At 70.6% G+C, this 13,181-nt stretch carries 18 protein-coding genes; 7 read left to right on the top strand and 11 right to left on the bottom strand.

Going from position 1 to position 13,181, the window contains the following annotated elements; translation table 11 throughout:
• Positions 1–38 precede the first annotated feature (38 nt).
• The 3 genes from D581_RS0121300 (at position 39) to D581_RS0121290 (ending at position 1,724) form a co-directional block, all read left to right on the top strand.
• Positions 39–689 (top strand): mycothiol-dependent nitroreductase Rv2466c family protein, encoded by a 651-nt coding sequence (locus D581_RS0121300; protein WP_018959227.1) that lies wholly within the window; start codon positions 39–41, stop codon positions 687–689.
• 162 nt (positions 690–851) lie between these two features.
• On the top strand, positions 852–1,304 hold the full coding sequence (locus tag D581_RS0121295) for a GNAT family N-acetyltransferase (RefSeq protein ID WP_018959226.1): 453 nt from the start codon (positions 852–854) through the stop codon (positions 1,302–1,304).
• 69 nt (positions 1,305–1,373) lie between these two features.
• Complete coding sequence (locus D581_RS0121290; RefSeq protein WP_026290756.1) at positions 1,374–1,724, top strand: VOC family protein; 351 nt, start codon at positions 1,374–1,376, stop codon at positions 1,722–1,724.
• A gap of 73 nt (positions 1,725–1,797) precedes the next feature.
• On the opposite strand, the gene D581_RS0121285 is transcribed toward D581_RS0121290, so the two are convergent.
• Positions 1,798–2,712: an NAD(P)-dependent oxidoreductase gene (locus tag D581_RS0121285; protein WP_026290755.1), complete on the bottom strand. Its 915-nt coding sequence runs from the start codon at positions 2,710–2,712 to the stop codon at positions 1,798–1,800.
• Between the two features lie 59 nt (positions 2,713–2,771).
• Between D581_RS0121285 and D581_RS0121280 the strand changes: the two genes are divergently transcribed.
• Positions 2,772–3,197, top strand: a complete 426-nt coding sequence (locus D581_RS0121280; RefSeq protein WP_020679227.1) for a MerR family transcriptional regulator — start codon at positions 2,772–2,774, stop codon at positions 3,195–3,197.
• A gap of 8 nt (positions 3,198–3,205) precedes the next feature.
• Here the strand turns inward: D581_RS0121280 and D581_RS0121275 are convergent, their stop codons facing one another.
• The 6 genes from D581_RS0121275 to D581_RS01000000137510 form a co-directional block, all read right to left on the bottom strand.
• Positions 3,206–3,679, bottom strand: a complete 474-nt coding sequence (locus D581_RS0121275) for a hypothetical protein (protein ID WP_018959222.1) — start codon at positions 3,677–3,679, stop codon at positions 3,206–3,208.
• 93 nt (positions 3,680–3,772) lie between these two features.
• Positions 3,773–4,924, bottom strand: coding sequence for an ATP-grasp peptide maturase system methyltransferase (gene tgmC, locus D581_RS0121270; protein ID WP_018959221.1), 1,152 nt, complete (start codon positions 4,922–4,924; stop codon positions 3,773–3,775).
• Positions 4,921–5,349: an MvdC/MvdD family ATP grasp protein gene (locus tag D581_RS01000000137515; protein WP_486585867.1), complete on the bottom strand. Its 429-nt coding sequence runs from the start codon at positions 5,347–5,349 to the stop codon at positions 4,921–4,923. The genes tgmC and D581_RS01000000137515 overlap by 4 nt, the downstream gene beginning before the upstream one ends.
• Before the next feature lie 89 nt (positions 5,350–5,438).
• Positions 5,439–5,672, bottom strand: coding sequence for a putative ATP-grasp-modified RiPP (gene tgmA / locus D581_RS0121260; RefSeq protein ID WP_486585866.1), 234 nt, complete (start codon positions 5,670–5,672; stop codon positions 5,439–5,441).
• 87 nt (positions 5,673–5,759) lie between these two features.
• Positions 5,760–5,951 carry a hypothetical protein gene (locus D581_RS0121255; protein WP_018959218.1) on the bottom strand — a complete coding sequence of 64 codons (192 nt, stop codon included), beginning with the start codon at positions 5,949–5,951 and terminating at the stop codon, positions 5,760–5,762.
• Complete coding sequence (locus D581_RS01000000137510) at positions 5,948–6,349, bottom strand: ATP-binding protein (RefSeq protein ID WP_018959217.1); 402 nt, start codon at positions 6,347–6,349, stop codon at positions 5,948–5,950. Before D581_RS01000000137510 ends, D581_RS0121255 begins: the two co-directional genes overlap by 4 nt.
• 207 nt (positions 6,350–6,556) lie before the next feature.
• Here D581_RS01000000137510 and D581_RS0121245 point away from each other — a divergent pair, with 207 nt between their 5' ends.
• Both D581_RS0121245 and D581_RS0121240 read left to right on the top strand, forming a co-directional pair.
• A complete protein-coding gene (locus tag D581_RS0121245; RefSeq protein ID WP_026290753.1) occupies positions 6,557–7,438 on the top strand; it encodes a helix-turn-helix domain-containing protein in 882 nt (293 codons plus the stop codon).
• Positions 7,435–7,644 (top strand): DUF397 domain-containing protein, encoded by a 210-nt coding sequence (locus D581_RS0121240; protein ID WP_018959215.1) that lies wholly within the window; start codon positions 7,435–7,437, stop codon positions 7,642–7,644. Before D581_RS0121245 ends, D581_RS0121240 begins: the two co-directional genes overlap by 4 nt.
• A 198-nt stretch (positions 7,645–7,842) precedes the next feature.
• On the opposite strand, the gene D581_RS0121235 is transcribed toward D581_RS0121240, so the two are convergent.
• The 4 genes from D581_RS0121235 to D581_RS0121220 all read right to left on the bottom strand — a co-directional run bounded on the left by D581_RS0121235 (position 7,843) and on the right by D581_RS0121220 (position 10,563).
• Entirely contained in the window at positions 7,843–8,508 is a 666-nt protein-coding gene (locus D581_RS0121235) for a CatB-related O-acetyltransferase (RefSeq protein ID WP_018959214.1), read from the bottom strand.
• 155 nt (positions 8,509–8,663) lie between these two features.
• Positions 8,664–9,413 (bottom strand): DUF2071 domain-containing protein, encoded by a 750-nt coding sequence (locus tag D581_RS0121230; protein ID WP_018959213.1) that lies wholly within the window; start codon positions 9,411–9,413, stop codon positions 8,664–8,666.
• On the bottom strand, positions 9,410–9,754 hold the full coding sequence (locus D581_RS0121225) for a metalloregulator ArsR/SmtB family transcription factor (RefSeq protein ID WP_018959212.1): 345 nt from the start codon (positions 9,752–9,754) through the stop codon (positions 9,410–9,412). Before D581_RS0121225 ends, D581_RS0121230 begins: the two co-directional genes overlap by 4 nt.
• A 167-nt stretch (positions 9,755–9,921) precedes the next feature.
• Positions 9,922–10,563, bottom strand: a complete 642-nt coding sequence (locus D581_RS0121220; protein WP_018959211.1) for a superoxide dismutase — start codon at positions 10,561–10,563, stop codon at positions 9,922–9,924.
• A 314-nt stretch (positions 10,564–10,877) separates the two neighbouring features.
• On the opposite strand from D581_RS0121220, the gene tkt reads away from it, so the two are divergent.
• The gene (tkt, locus tag D581_RS0121215) at positions 10,878–13,100 is read left to right on the top strand and encodes a transketolase (protein WP_018959210.1); all 2,223 of its coding nucleotides are present in this window, start codon (positions 10,878–10,880) and stop codon (positions 13,098–13,100) included.
• The last annotated feature ends 81 nt before the right edge of the window (positions 13,101–13,181 follow it).

The following is a 13,181-nucleotide window of genomic DNA, read 5'->3' as shown; positions in this document are numbered from 1 at the left end:
CTCGCCCGCAGATGTCACACGCCCTTCTGAGGAGAGACATGTCCGAGAACACCCCGGCCAACGGCAAGACCCCGGTCGACTTCTGGTTCGACCCCCTCTGCCCCTGGGCGTGGATGACCTCGCGCTGGATGCTGGAAGTGGAGAAGGTCCGCGATGTGGAGGTCCGCTGGCACGTGATGAGCCTGGCCGTCCTGAACGAGGACAAGCTGGACGAGCTGCCCGAGGAGTACCGCGACCTCCTGGAGAACAAGGCCTGGGGCCCGGTCCGGGTCGTCGTCGCCGCCCGGCAGCTCCACGGCGACGCGGTCGTCGGCCCCCTCTACACCGCACTCGGCACCCGCTTCCACAACAACGGCGAGGGCCCCACCCGCGAGGCGGTGGCCGCCGCGCTGAAGGACGTCGGCCTCCCCGCCGACCTCGCGGACTACGCCGACTCCGACCGGTACGACACCGAGCTGCGCGCCTCCCACAAGGAGGGCATCGACAAGGTCGGCCAGGAGGTCGGCACCCCGGTCATCGCCGTTCCCGGCGCGGACGGCGAGCAGATCGCCTTCTTCGGCCCGGTCGTCACCCCCGCCCCCAAGGGCGAGGAGGCGGCGAAGCTCTGGGACGGCACGCTGCTGGTCGCCTCGATCCCGGGCTTCTACGAGATCAAGCGGACCCGGACGCAGGACCCGATCTTCGACTGACGTCGGCCGGGTCCGTCGCCGCGCGTGTCCGCGCAGGTCCATGGTCGCCCGTAGCCGCGGGCGAATCCGTGGCCGTGCCGGCCCATGGCCGCGCGTGTCCGCGCAGGTCCGCATCCGCGTAAATCCGTGGCCGTGCGTATCCGCACGGGGGACGATGACCCCATGCGGATACGCGCTGGCGAGGCGGCCGAAGCCGCCGCACTGACCGAGCTGGCCCTCCGGTCGAAGGGCCACTGGGGGTACGACGCGGAGTTCCTGGCCGCCTGCCGCGAGGAGTTGACCGTCCGCCCGGCGGACGTGGCGGCCCGGCGGACGGCGGTGGCCGAGGAGGACGGCCGGATCCTGGGCTTCACCACCCTGGACGGGGAGCCGCCGAGGGGCGCGCTCGGGATGATGTTCGTCGAGCCGGACACCATCGGCAGGGGGGTCGGGCGACGGCTGTTCGCCCACACGATGGACGAGGCCCGCCGCCTCGGCTTCACCCGCCTCACCATCGACGCCGACCCGAACGCGGAGCGCTTCTACCGGGCCATGGGCGCGGTCCGGATCGGCGTCACCCCGTCCGGCTCCATCCCGGGCCGCGAACTCCCGCTGCTGGAGATCGCGCCGGCCTGAGGCGGGCCGACAACGGGCCGGAGGCCGACTTCCGGCCCGTTGTCAGCGGTGCGCCGTACGGTGAGAGGCATGCGTATCTCACCGGAAATGATCACGATCGACTGTGCCGACCCCCAGACCTTGGCCGCCTGGTGGGCCGAGGCGCTGGGCGTCGAGGAGCCGCCGCAGGACTACGACGCGTTCGTCGTCCTCGCGGCGACCCCGCTGGTCCTCGGCTTCCAGCGGGTGCCCGAGCCCAAGGCCGCCAAGAACCGGGTCCACGTCGACTTCTCCTCGCCCGACCGCCCGGCCGACGTGGAGCGCCTGGCGAAGCTGGGCGCGACCGTCGTCGGCGAGCAGTCGATGCAGGGAATGTCCTGGACGGTCCTCAGGGATCCGGAGGGCAACGAGTTCTGCCTCTCCGACGCCGGAAGCCACTGACCTGAGGGCTGCCGCGCCGGCAACAGCGGGACAGCCCGGCAGGGTTCCTGGGACCCGCCGGGCCCCACCGCCGCTACCGCGCGCCCGGCTCCGCCGCCTTTTTGAACACCTCGTAAACGGCCAGGTAGTTCGACCCGCCGTGGCCCTCCTCGATGGCCTGTGCCGCGATCTCCCGCATCAGCCGCGGCTGCCCCGCGTGCACGCCCTGCTCCTCGCAGGTGAGGGCGATGTGCTCCAGCGCGTTCAGGTTCATGTGCATGGTGCCGAAATCGCCCGGGTAGTGGCCCGCGTCCAGATCCGGCGCCTGCTCGACGAGGGTCGCGTCCACCACCGTGGGCAGGAACCAGTTCACCGCGAGATCGGCGAACTCCGCGGCCGGGACGCCCGCCGAGCCGACGAGCGCGGTGGCGTGCAGGAAGCCGTTCATCGTCGCGTACATCAGGCCGAGCAGCGCCGCGTTGTGGAGCACCGCGAGCCCGGGATCGGAGCCGAGGTACCGGGGGGCGCCCAGGCTTGCCAGTGTGGCCCGGTGGGCGTCGAAGACCTCGCGCGGACCGCTGAAGAGAAAGACGGATCCGGGGTCCCCGACGAGGGGCGGCGGCACCATGACCGCCCCGTCCAGGTAGGTGACGTCTCGCTCGGCCGCCCACGAGGCCGCCGCGTGCGCCTCGTTCGGCGTACCGGAGTTGAGGTTGACCAAGGTCCGACCCGCCGCCGCGCCTCCGGCGGGGTCGAGCACCTCGTACAGCGTCGCGTAGTCCTTGAGGCAGACGACGGTGAGAGGGCCGGCGGCCACGGCGTCGGCCACGGACGCCGCGAGCCGCGCGCCCCGGGCGACGAGATCCCTGGCCTTGTCCGGGGTGCGGTTCCAGACGGTGGTGGGATGGCCGTTCTTCAGAAGGGCTCCGGCGAGGGCGATCCCCATGGGGCCGAGACCGACGACGGTAACGGGGTTGTCCTGCGGGCGTGTTGAAGACTGATGTGTCATGCGCAATAGGCTGCTGTCTCACACCGGTGTGAGAGTCAACCGAATGTGGTGGTCGTCATATGCGCATGGGGGAGTTCTCCCGACGGACGGGCGTCAGTCAGCGTTTGCTGCGCTACTACGAGGAGCAGGGCCTGCTGCGCCCGGCCCGTCGCCCGAGCGGCTACCGCGAGTACGAGGAAGCGGACGTCGTGACCGTACGGGGCATCCGCATGCTGCTGGCCGCAGGTCTCAACACGGCCGTCATCGCGGAGCTGCTGCCCTGCATGGTCGACGAGGGCCGCATCCTGGAGCCCGCCTGCTCCAGCATGCTCCCCGACCTGCACCGCGAACGCGCCCGCATCGACGAGGCAGCCGCCGCCCTCCTGGCCGCCCGCGACCGGCTGGACGCGCTGATCGAGCTGACGGCGGAGGACGGCGTGACCGACGAGGAGGCGTGCGCGGTGGTGGCCGGCGGGCGCGAAGGGGTCAGCCTGAGGCCGGCCTGAGCGGGCGGTCAGGGGCGGTCGGCGTCGGTGTCCGCGTCGGTACCGGTTTCGGTGGAGCCTTCCCCGGCCGTGAGCCGCCGGACTTCGCGGTGGATGTGCTCGGTGATGAGGTCGCCGAGCGGGTCGGTCACGGCCCAGGAGTGCGGGCCGGGGTGGTGGTCGAGGTACGCGCACGAGGTGACGGCGCGAGCGACCAGGTCGCGGAGGAGGGCGGGGCACAGGGGCAGAGTGTCGAACCGGTAGACACGGTGGGCGCCGGTGCCGGTCCACAGGAGCCACAGGTCCCGGTCGTCGTCGGGGACATCGGCGGTCCAGACGTGGGCGGCGTGCTCGGCGGCCTCGTCGTGCTCGCCCAGTTCGCAGAGGACGAAGTCGTCCTGGGCGAGGACGTCGGGCGGGTGCTCGGGACCGCCTTCCATGGTGGCGAGCGCGAGGAGCGCCTCGTAGAACGGTACGTCGGTGACGGCGGTGCATTGCAGCACGGGACAGGTCTCTTCTGTTCTCCTCCCGGAGGCCACGGGCGGCACGAAGCTCCGCCCGTGGCCTCCGGAAAGTGCGGGGGGCGGGGCACGGTCTCACATCGGCAGGTTCCACCCCGTACCGTCCTCGGAGCCGATCCACACCCGCTGCCGGTCAGCCGAGACCGTGATGCCGAAGCCCTCCTGGTGCGGCTCTCCCGCTGCCTGCCAGAGCCGGATCGCGGTCTCGACCCGGTCCCACAGGCGTACGGGACCGCGCTGTACGACCGTCCACCCGCCGTCGGGTCCGAGCGCCGTCCGCGCCTGCGATCCGGTGGAGACGTCCCAGAGGATCTGCTCCGCACCCGCCCCCATGCGTTCCGCAGCCGGAGCGGCGAGCTGGGCAACCCAGCTGCCCGTCCACGTCCCGATCACCGCCGGATCGATCCGGCTCGGCCGCTTTTCGCCGGGCAGCAGGGCCAGGGCCGGGCGCGGCGGCCGGTCGTCCGGGCGGGCGATCATGAAGCTGGTGAACCCGGGCAGGAACCGTCCCGTCGCGCTCCCGGGCCCGGTCACGGTGAGGAGTGCCAGCCCGGACGCGTAGCCCCAGCCGGAGAGGGTGACCAGGATCTTCCCGCCCGGCTTCACCTGGTGCAGCCAGGCCAGGGGGACGTACCGGACCGAGCACGTGGCGATCAGGCGGTCGTACGTGCTCGGGCCCGCGTCCGGGTCGCCCCGCAGACCGTCCCCGACGACCAGGCGCGGCGCGTACCCGGCTTCCTTGAGGCCGGAGGCTGCGGCCCGGCCGACCACGGGGTCGTACTCGACGCTGGTCAGCCGGTCGTCGCCGAGGCGGTGCGCGCCGAGGGCGGTTGAGTAGCCGGTCCCCGTGCCGACCTCCAACACGCGTTGTCCGGACTCCACTTCGAGCTGCTGCCACATACGCAGCACGAGCGACGGCAGGGTCGACGACGACGTCGGATCGCCCGTGACGCCGCCGCCGTCCGTCACATCGCCGGGCCGGACACGGCCGTCGAGCTGGGTGATGAGCGTCCGGTCGGTGTAGATCCCTTCCAGCCACCCGTCCTCACCCTGGTGAACGGGCCGGTAGCTGGTAGGGACGCTGTCGGGGAGCTGTACGAAGTAGGAGCTGAGGAACAGCTCCCGGGGAACTGCCAGGGCGGCATCGCGCCATGCGGGGTCGGTGAGCGCCCCGTCCTCGGTGAGCGCGTCCGCGAGGACGGTACGCAGGTGAGCGGAGCTACTCATGCGTCGGAGCCTTTCTCCAGCTGATCGGCAAGCGCGTGGGCGATGCCATGGGTGGTTTCGGGCGGCTGCCAGGCCCACTGCCCGTTGGGGTTGCATTCGAGGAAGTACCAGGTCCCGTCCCGGGCTACGGCGAAGTCGAACGCCCCGTAGACCAGACGGAAGTGGGCGAGGTAGGCGTGGACGGACTTTCCCACCGCTTCGGGTACGTCCACGGGTCCGCACCGCATCAGATCCTGCCGACGCCGCCAGTCCAGATCGTGACTGTCGATCCTCACCCCGGACAGCCACGGCCCGACGCAGGTGACCCGCACGTCGAACGCCTTGTCCACCCGGGCCTGGAAGAGGTGGGGACAGATGGCCACGGCGTCGGTGATCTCCTGCTCACGCACTTCGCGGACCCAGACGCTGTGAGGTTGGCCGGCCACGCGGTAGGGCGTGTTCCACACGGGCTTGTAGACAACTCCGCCTCTGTGCTGCGCGGTGAACTCCCGCGCATCCCGTACGACATGGGTGATCAGCGTGTCGGGGACGAGAAACAGTCGCCCGGGGTGGTGTGGGTCGGCGTCAGCCCGCTGGTGCTGGTGCCGTGGCCGCCCATCTCGACCGCGCGGCCGTTCTCATCGACGACCAGGGCGATCTGCGTATCGGTGTCGAGTACGGGGGCGAACTGCGGGACGGCGACGGTGTCCTCGTACGGTCCCATTCGGCTCGTGCCCCACGGTGCGGGCGTGTGCGTCATCGTGCTCATCTTCGTGTACCTCCGTGCTGGTGCTGGTGCTGGTGCTGGTGCTGGTGCTGGCCGGTTGCTCTCCTGCTGACGTCTGCCGCGCGGCTCCTACGGCGGCGACCTCAGCCGCCGGACCAGCGCGTCCACCTCGGCCGAGCGCCAGTGGCCCCGCTGCGCGATTGCGGCGCTCAGTCCGGGGAAGTACCGGTCCCGGTACGCGGGATCGGCCTCGATGCGTACGCGCTCGGCGAAGGGCGAGGGCGGAGGCGACGCAGGTGGGCGGCGCAGGGGGGACTTCACAGGAGGCGGGTCCGGACGGGCAGGTGGACCCAGACGGTCTTTCCGGGGTTGCGCGGTCGTACGCCCCACCGCTCGGCGAGCGCGTCGACGATGAGCAGGCCCCGGCCGGACGTCTCGTCGTCGCTGGGCTTGCGGAGCTCCGGCATCAGCCACTGGTAGGAGTCGGCGACCTCCAGGATCAGTACGCCGTTCCGACGCCGTAAACCCAACTCGAAGTAGTCGCCGGTGCCTTTGGCGTGGGCGATGACGTTGGTGGCCAACTCGCTGGTGATCAGCGTCGCGTCGTCGGCGAGTCCGCCGAGTTTCCACCCGATCAGGACTGTTCTGACGTGCCGTCGAGCGGCGGAGACGGAGTCCCTGCGGACTCGGAACCTCTTGCTGTCTGTGCGCCCGGACATACGTCCCCCAAGGTCGTGGGCAGGCGGAACCAAGATCACCAAGTGTGCTGGAATCAGCACTCGGTGTGACGCAATCCACGCTAGGGGTCGAGTGAGACGCAAGGCAAGCAAATCTGTAGTGCAAGCTTGCATTCACTCGTCCGAGGCAACTCGCTAGCGAGAGCGAACGGTTGCCAGGCAGACTGGCCGGAAGGGAGAGGGGGAGCTATGCCCGCAGGTGGGAAGCCCACAGTGCGCAGTCGGAGGTTGGGGTCCACGCTCAAGCGGCTACGGCTCAACGCACGGCTCGATCAGGAGCATGCCGCTGAAGCGGTCGATTGTTCTACTGCCAAGATCAGCAGAATCGAGTCCGGCACGGTTAGTGCACGTATCGGGGACGTTCGTGTGCTCCTTGACCTCTATGGGGTCGAGGATGAGGTCGAGCGCAGGCGGCTGGAGAAGCTGGCGCGCGACAGCAACAAGCGCGGCTGGTGGCTCAACTTCCCCTTTCAGTCGCCTACGCTCCAGCGGCTGGGTGACTTTCTGTCGTTGGAGACGGACGCGACGTACATCCGAGCCTGGCAGCCGGTGTTCATCCCTGGGCTGCTCCAGACGCCGGACTACACAAGGGCTTTGACCGAGGCCAACCCTGAGGTCATCAGCGATGAAGCGGCCGACGACGTCGTCAAGGTGCGGCAGGAGCGGCGACGAGTCTTCGAGGAGTCGGGTGCACGGTTCGCCGCTGTCATATGGGAGCCGGCGATCGCTGGCCCGATGCCTTCGGCGACCGTTCACCGAGATCAGCTGGCACACCTCATCAAGATGGCCAAGCAGCCCAACATGACCATTCAAGTGCTGCCCCAGAGCGAGTGGGCGGCAGCCAGGGCCGCTCCCGCGTTCGTGGCGCTGTCCTACGCGTATGAGGCGTCGCCCGAAGCCATCGTGCAGGACACACTGGTCAACAGCGTGATTCTGGAAGATCATGGAGACATGGCGGGGTACGTCCACGCATTTGACGCGCTCAGGTCTGCGGCTCTCACTCCGGATCAGAGCATCGCCTTTATCCGGAAGATCATGAGCGGCATCACTGCGGAGAATGAGGAATCGTGACCAGCCAGGAAGTCGTCAGCCCTTTCGCCAAATCGTCGTTCTCCGGCGGCGGATCGGCCAACGAGTGCGTCGAGGTCGCCCACACCGCCAACGGCGGCCGCGCCGTCCGCGACAGCAAGGACCCGGCCGCCGGGCTCCAGTTCTTCGGCCCCGGCCACTGGGCCGCGTTCATTGACGGCGTGAAGGCGGGCACCTTCGGCGGCTGACGGATCGGCCCGGAGACGGGGGTCGGGGCAGCGCGCTCGGACGTGCCGTGACGTCCGGTGCGGCCGCACGAAGGGCACCTCACCGCACAGAGCCTGGCAGAGTCTCCGCGTGATGCAGAAGAGGCTCGACGCACCCCGCACGGGCGGTGCCGGAGCCCCGCCGGTAAGGCCCCGCCGACGGGGCCGGCCCGGAACCGTTCAGGCCCGAGGCGCCCCCGGCGCCGCCGCCTCCAGCTCCGTCACCGTGCCCGACATCACCGTACGGATATGGCGCGTCAGGTGGTCCGCCGGCCAGTCCCACCAGGCCACCGCCAGCAGGCGCGCGATGTCCGCCTCCTCGTACCGGGTGCGGATCAGGCGGGCCGGGTTGCCGCCGACGATGCCGTAGTCCGGGACGTCCGAGACCACCACGGACCGCGAGCTGATGATCGCGCCGTGCCCGATGCGGACCCCCGGCATGATCACGGCCTCGTAGCCGATCCAGACGTCGTTGCCGATCACGGTGTCACCCCGGTTGGGGAGACCCGTCAGCAGGTCGAAGTGGTCCGACCAGGAGCCGCCCAGCGTCGGGAACGGGAATGTGGACGGTCCGTCCATACGGTGGTTGGAGCCGTTCATGATGAACCGCACCCCTGTGCCGAACGCGCAGAACTTCCCGATCACCAGGCGCTCCGGCCCGTAGTGGTAGAGCACGTTGCGGGTCTCGAACTCCGTGGCGTGCTCGGGGTCGTCGTAGTACGAGTACTCCCCGGCCTCGATCAGCGGTGAGGTGACCAGGGGCTTCAGCTGCACCACGCGCGGCTGGCCGGGCATCGGGTGCAGGACGGTGGGGTCGGCAGGGACGGGCGCGGGGGCAGAAGTCATGAGGTCGCTTCCGGGGAGGGAGAGGAGGTACGGGCGGACGGGCGTAGATCATCGTGGCATCCGGGCCCGGCGGGGTGCGCGCAATTTCCCGCCCGGCCGGGACGGCCCGCCGCCCCCTGCTCGGCCCCCGTGCGCGGCCCCCTGCACAGCCGCCCTTACGCGGCCCCCGCCCCCGCCCCGCACCCCAGCCGGAACGGCTCCCCCTGCGACCAGTCCGCCGCCACGCCCCGCATCACCAGCGCGCTGTCCAGCACCGCGCTGCCCGGCGGGAAGCGGTCCAGGTCCTCGAAGAACGAGGACCGTACGGAACGGGGCCGGCCCGCCGTCACCTTCCAGGCGTCCGTGGACAGTTCGAGGACGTCCAGGTGGTCCCCGCCGGTGTTGGGGGAGAGGCCCCGGCTGCCGAGGCGGAAGAACTCCGACGCCTCCGCCAGGTCCGTGAACAGCCCGCTGCCGCGCAGTTCGTCGGCGGGCTCCACGGTCGCGTCCACCTCCACCTCGCCGTCCCGGGTCGCGAAGGCCACCCGTACGGAGTCGGCGTCCTCCCGCACCGTGAAGTCCGCGCGGCCGTGCTCGCCCGGGTAGATCCGCCCGCCCGCGAAGGCGTTGAGGCGGGAGGCGGTGTCGCGGCGCGGGATGTAGACGCCGCGCTCGACGCCGTCCGGCCCGTCCCACTCCACGGCGATCCGGTGCGCCGCGTTCTCACTGGTCAGCCCGGTCGCGGCAGGGGCCCAGGCGGGACGGACGCCACCGATACGCAGCAGGCAGATCCCGGCAACCGCCTGACCGCGCACCAGTTGGGGCCGCAGCGGCGCGGGCAGCAGGGCCGCCGCGACGTGACGGTCGACCCGGTAGTTCACCAGGAGGCGGCGTTCGATGACACTGGAGAGCCGGGGCCGGATCATGAGGCGTCGCCTTCCGGCGCGGAGCGCCACTTGGTGTTGCGGAGCACGATCTGCTCGGGGCACACGGCGCTGAGGAAGCGCCCCACGCACAGGGCCAGCCGTTCCTCGGCGAGGGAGTAGAGGATGCGGTTGGCGTCCCGGCGCTCCGTGACGAGCCCGGCCCCCTTGAGCACACCCAGGTGGCGCGAGATGGACGGGGCGCTGATCGGGAACCGGCTCGCGATCTCGCCGGCGGCCAGCTCGCCGCCCCGCAGATCCTCCAGGATCTGGCGGCGGGTGGGGTCGGCGAGCGCGCGGAAGGCGCTCGCCTCTTCGTCGGCCGGAATGGCGGGTGATTCCATGTGTGCATGTTTAGTACATGAGCTAAACAGCTAAGTAGCTGCCATGGGAAAGCCCCCGCGAGTCAGGTCCTCGCGAGGGCTCTCCGTTCATCCGCCTGCCGTGGTGAAGGTTGAGAAGACGATCACGAGGCAGGACGTCCGTGGTGGTGCGGTGCGCCGGTCGCCGGTCAGGGGGCGAGCAGCAGCACGTCCGCACGCTCCTTGGCGGCGGCGTAACGCTTCGCCACGTCCTGCCAGTTGACGACCCGCCACATCGCCTCGATGAAGTCCACCTTCTGGTTCTTGTACTGCAGGTAGAAGGCGTGCTCCCAGGCGTCGAACACGAGGACCGGGACCGAGCCCTGGCCGACGTTGCCCTGGTGGTCGTAGACCTGCTCGACGATCAGCTTCCCGCTCACGGGCTCGTACGCGAGCACGCCCCAGCCGGAACCCTGGGTGGTCGCCGCGGCCTTCGTCAGCTGGGACTTGAAGCCCGCGTAGGAGCCGAAGGACTCGGTGATCGCGTCGGCGAGGTCGCCCACGCCGTCCGCCGCGAGGGGCTCGCCGCCGCCGTCGCCGGTCATGTTGTGCCAGTAGATCGAGTGCAGGATGTGGCCGGAGAGGTGAAACGCGAGGTTCTTCTGAAGGCCGTTGATCGCACCCCAGGCCTCCTTGTCGCGGGCCTCTTCCAGCTGCTCCAGGGTGTCGTTCGCACCCTTGACGTACGCGGCGTGGTGCTTGTCGTGGTGCAGCTCGATGATCTGCGGGTTGATGACCGGTTCGAGCGCCGCGTAGTCGTACGGGAGTTCCGGGAGCGTGTACGTGGCCATGATGCGAGCCCTCCGACTGCTGGGAATGCCGTCCAGTTGTTATTGCAAGTTATATGCAAGAGCAGGCTAACAGCAGGAGTGCTCCGAAGTGATCAGCCCTTCGGCCTAGGACTGACGGCGCTGACCGTCCCCTCTCGCCCTCTTCCTCCCGTTTGCCAGTCAAAGGTGATTTGCTCCTTATTCCGTGCTGCGCCCACCGTCGCGCGTTTGGTCCCGTCGTTCCGGGGGACCCGGCCCAACAGCCGGGCGGCCCGGGGCCGGGACCGCGGTCGCGTCGTCCGCTGCCCGCCCGCCCCGCTGATCAGGAGGACTTGATGGCACCCGCCGAAACGCCGAACGGCCCGAACGACGGTCGCGATCCGCGCCTTGCCCCGCCCCTCGCCGACGCGGCGGGCTGGGGGCCGCTCGACGTCCGGGCCGTCGACACCGTGCGGATCCTGGCCGCCGACGCGGTGCAGAAGGCGGGCCACGGTCACCCGGGCACCGCGATGAGCCTGGCCCCGCTGGCGTATCTGCTGTTCCAGCAGGTGATGCGGCACGACCCGGCCGACGACCAGTGGCTCGGCCGGGACCGCTTCGTGCTGTCCTGCGGCCACTCCAGCCTCACGCTCTACATCCAGCTGTACCTGAGCGGCTACGGCATGGAGCTGACGGACCTGGAGGCGTTGCGCACCTGGGGTTCCGCCACGCCCGGTCACCCGGAGTACCAGCACACCCGGGGCGTCGAGATCACCACCGGGCCGCTGGGGCAGGGGTTGGCCTCCGCCGTCGGCATGGCCATGGCGGCCCGCCGTGAGCGCGGCCTCCTCGACCCCGACGCGCCGGCCGGCACGAGCCCCTTCGACCACCACGTGTACGTCGTCGCCTCCGACGGCGACCTGATGGAGGGCGTGACGTCCGAGGCCAGTTCACTGGCGGGACACCAGGAGCTCGGAAACCTGATCGTCTTCTACGACTCCAACCACATCTCCATCGAGGACGACACCGACATCTCCTTCAGCGAGGACGTCACCGCCCGCTACGCCGCGTACGGCTGGCAGGTCCAGACGGTCGACTTCACCCGGACCGGCGACTACGTCGAGGATGTCGACGCCCTGCTCGCCGCCGTCGAAGCCGCGAAGAGCGAACGCGGCCGGCCCTCCCTGATCCTGCTGCGCACGATCATCGGCTGGCCCGCGCCCACCAAGCAGAACACCGGCAAGGCCCACGGCTCGGCGCTCGGTGACGACGAGGTCGCCGCCACCAAGAAGCTGCTCGGCTTCGACCCGGACGCCGACTTCGCCGTCGAGGACGACGTGCTGAAGCACGCCCGCGCGGTCGTCGAGCGCGGGGCCGACGCCCACCGCGCCTGGGAGCCCGGCTATCAGGTGTGGCGCTCCGCCCACCCCGAGCGCGCCGAACTCCTCGACCGGCTGCGGGAGCAGAAGCTCCCCGAGGGCTGGGCCGACAGTCTCCCCGTCTTCGACGCCGACCCCAAGGGCATCGCCACCCGCAAGGCGTCCGGTGATGTGCTCACCGCGCTGGCACCCGTGCTGCCCGAGCTGTGGGGCGGCTCGGCCGACCTCGCGGGGAGCAACAACACCACCATGGAGGGCGAGCCGTCCTTCGTGCCGGAGTCCAAGCAGACCGGCGAGTTCCCCGGCAACCCCTACGGCCGCACGCTCCACTTCGGCATCCGCGAGCACGCCATGGGCGCGATCCTCAACGGCGTCGCCCTCCAGAGCCTCACCCGCCCCTACGGCGGTACGTTCCTGATCTTCAGCGACTACATGCGCCCGGCCGTCCGGCTCGCCGCCCTGATGAAGCTCCCGGTCACCTACGTCTGGACCCATGACTCCATCGGCCTGGGCGAGGACGGCCCCACCCACCAGCCCGTCGAGCAGCTCGCCGCCCTCCGCTCGATCCCCGGCCTCGACGTCGTACGGCCCGCCGACGCGAACGAGACGGCCGTGTGCTGGCGCACCGTCCTGGAGCACCACGACCGGCCCGCCGGTCTCGCCCTGACCCGGCAGCCGCTGCCTGTCCTGGAGCGGGGGGACCGGGGTTACGCGGCCGCCTCCGGGGCCGCCCGGGGCGGGTACGTACTCGCCGACTGCCGTGAGGGGGCGCCGGACGTGATCCTCGTCGCGACCGGATCAGAGGTGCACGTCGCCCTGGCGGCCCGCGATCTGCTGGCCGCCGAGGGACACGACGCGCGCGTGGTCTCCATGCCCTGCCGTGAGTGGTTCGCCGAGCAGCCCCACCCCTACCAGGACGCGGTCCTGCCGCCCGATGTACGGGCCCGGGTCAGCGTCGAGGCCGCCGTCGCCCAGGGCTGGCGGGACGTGGTGGGCGACGCGGGCCGCATGGTGAGCCTGGAGCACTTCGGCGCGTCCGCCGCCTACGAGCGCCTGTACGAGGAGTTCGGCATCACGCCCCGCGCGGTCGCCGACGCCGCACGGGAGAGCATCCGCGCGGCAGCGGTTGGACCCGTCCGGCCCGGCGGGGAGCGCCCCGGCGCGGCCCCGACCGAGGGCGGCACCGGAGACGTCGGCTGAGCGACCTCACGCTCCCCCCACCACCACCGACCACCACCCATCACCACCCACACCATCACCCTTTTCACCCCGCAGAGGAGC

The sequence above is a fragment of the Streptomyces sp. CNB091 genome (assembly GCF_000377965.1).
This window is presented reverse-complemented; position numbering and strand designations above follow the sequence as displayed.

Excerpts from the sequence above, each read along its gene's own strand:
- D581_RS0121225 (WP_018959212.1), bottom strand. The coding sequence starts at position 9,754 with ATGGAATCACCCGCCATTCCGGCCGACGAAGAGGCGAGCGCCTTCCGC.
- D581_RS0121230 (WP_018959213.1), bottom strand. The coding sequence starts at position 9,413 with ATGATCCGGCCCCGGCTCTCCAGTGTCATCGAACGCCGCCTCCTGGTG.
- D581_RS0121300 (WP_018959227.1), top strand. The coding sequence starts at position 39 with ATGTCCGAGAACACCCCGGCCAACGGCAAGACCCCGGTCGACTTCTGG.
- D581_RS01000000137510 (WP_018959217.1), bottom strand. The coding sequence starts at position 6,349 with ATGTCCGGGCGCACAGACAGCAAGAGGTTCCGAGTCCGCAGGGACTCC.
- tkt (WP_018959210.1), top strand. The coding sequence starts at position 10,878 with ATGGCACCCGCCGAAACGCCGAACGGCCCGAACGACGGTCGCGATCCG.
- tgmC (WP_018959221.1), bottom strand. The coding sequence starts at position 4,924 with ATGAGTAGCTCCGCTCACCTGCGTACCGTCCTCGCGGACGCGCTCACC.
- D581_RS0121295 (WP_018959226.1), top strand. The coding sequence starts at position 852 with ATGCGGATACGCGCTGGCGAGGCGGCCGAAGCCGCCGCACTGACCGAG.
- D581_RS0121235 (WP_018959214.1), bottom strand. The coding sequence starts at position 8,508 with ATGACTTCTGCCCCCGCGCCCGTCCCTGCCGACCCCACCGTCCTGCAC.
- D581_RS0121290 (WP_026290756.1), top strand. The coding sequence starts at position 1,374 with ATGCGTATCTCACCGGAAATGATCACGATCGACTGTGCCGACCCCCAG.
- D581_RS0121280 (WP_020679227.1), top strand. The coding sequence starts at position 2,772 with ATGCGCATGGGGGAGTTCTCCCGACGGACGGGCGTCAGTCAGCGTTTG.
- D581_RS0121245 (WP_026290753.1), top strand. The coding sequence starts at position 6,557 with ATGCCCGCAGGTGGGAAGCCCACAGTGCGCAGTCGGAGGTTGGGGTCC.
- tgmA (WP_486585866.1), bottom strand. The coding sequence starts at position 5,672 with ATGAGCACGATGACGCACACGCCCGCACCGTGGGGCACGAGCCGAATG.
- D581_RS0121285 (WP_026290755.1), bottom strand. The coding sequence starts at position 2,712 with ATGACACATCAGTCTTCAACACGCCCGCAGGACAACCCCGTTACCGTC.
- D581_RS0121220 (WP_018959211.1), bottom strand. The coding sequence starts at position 10,563 with ATGGCCACGTACACGCTCCCGGAACTCCCGTACGACTACGCGGCGCTC.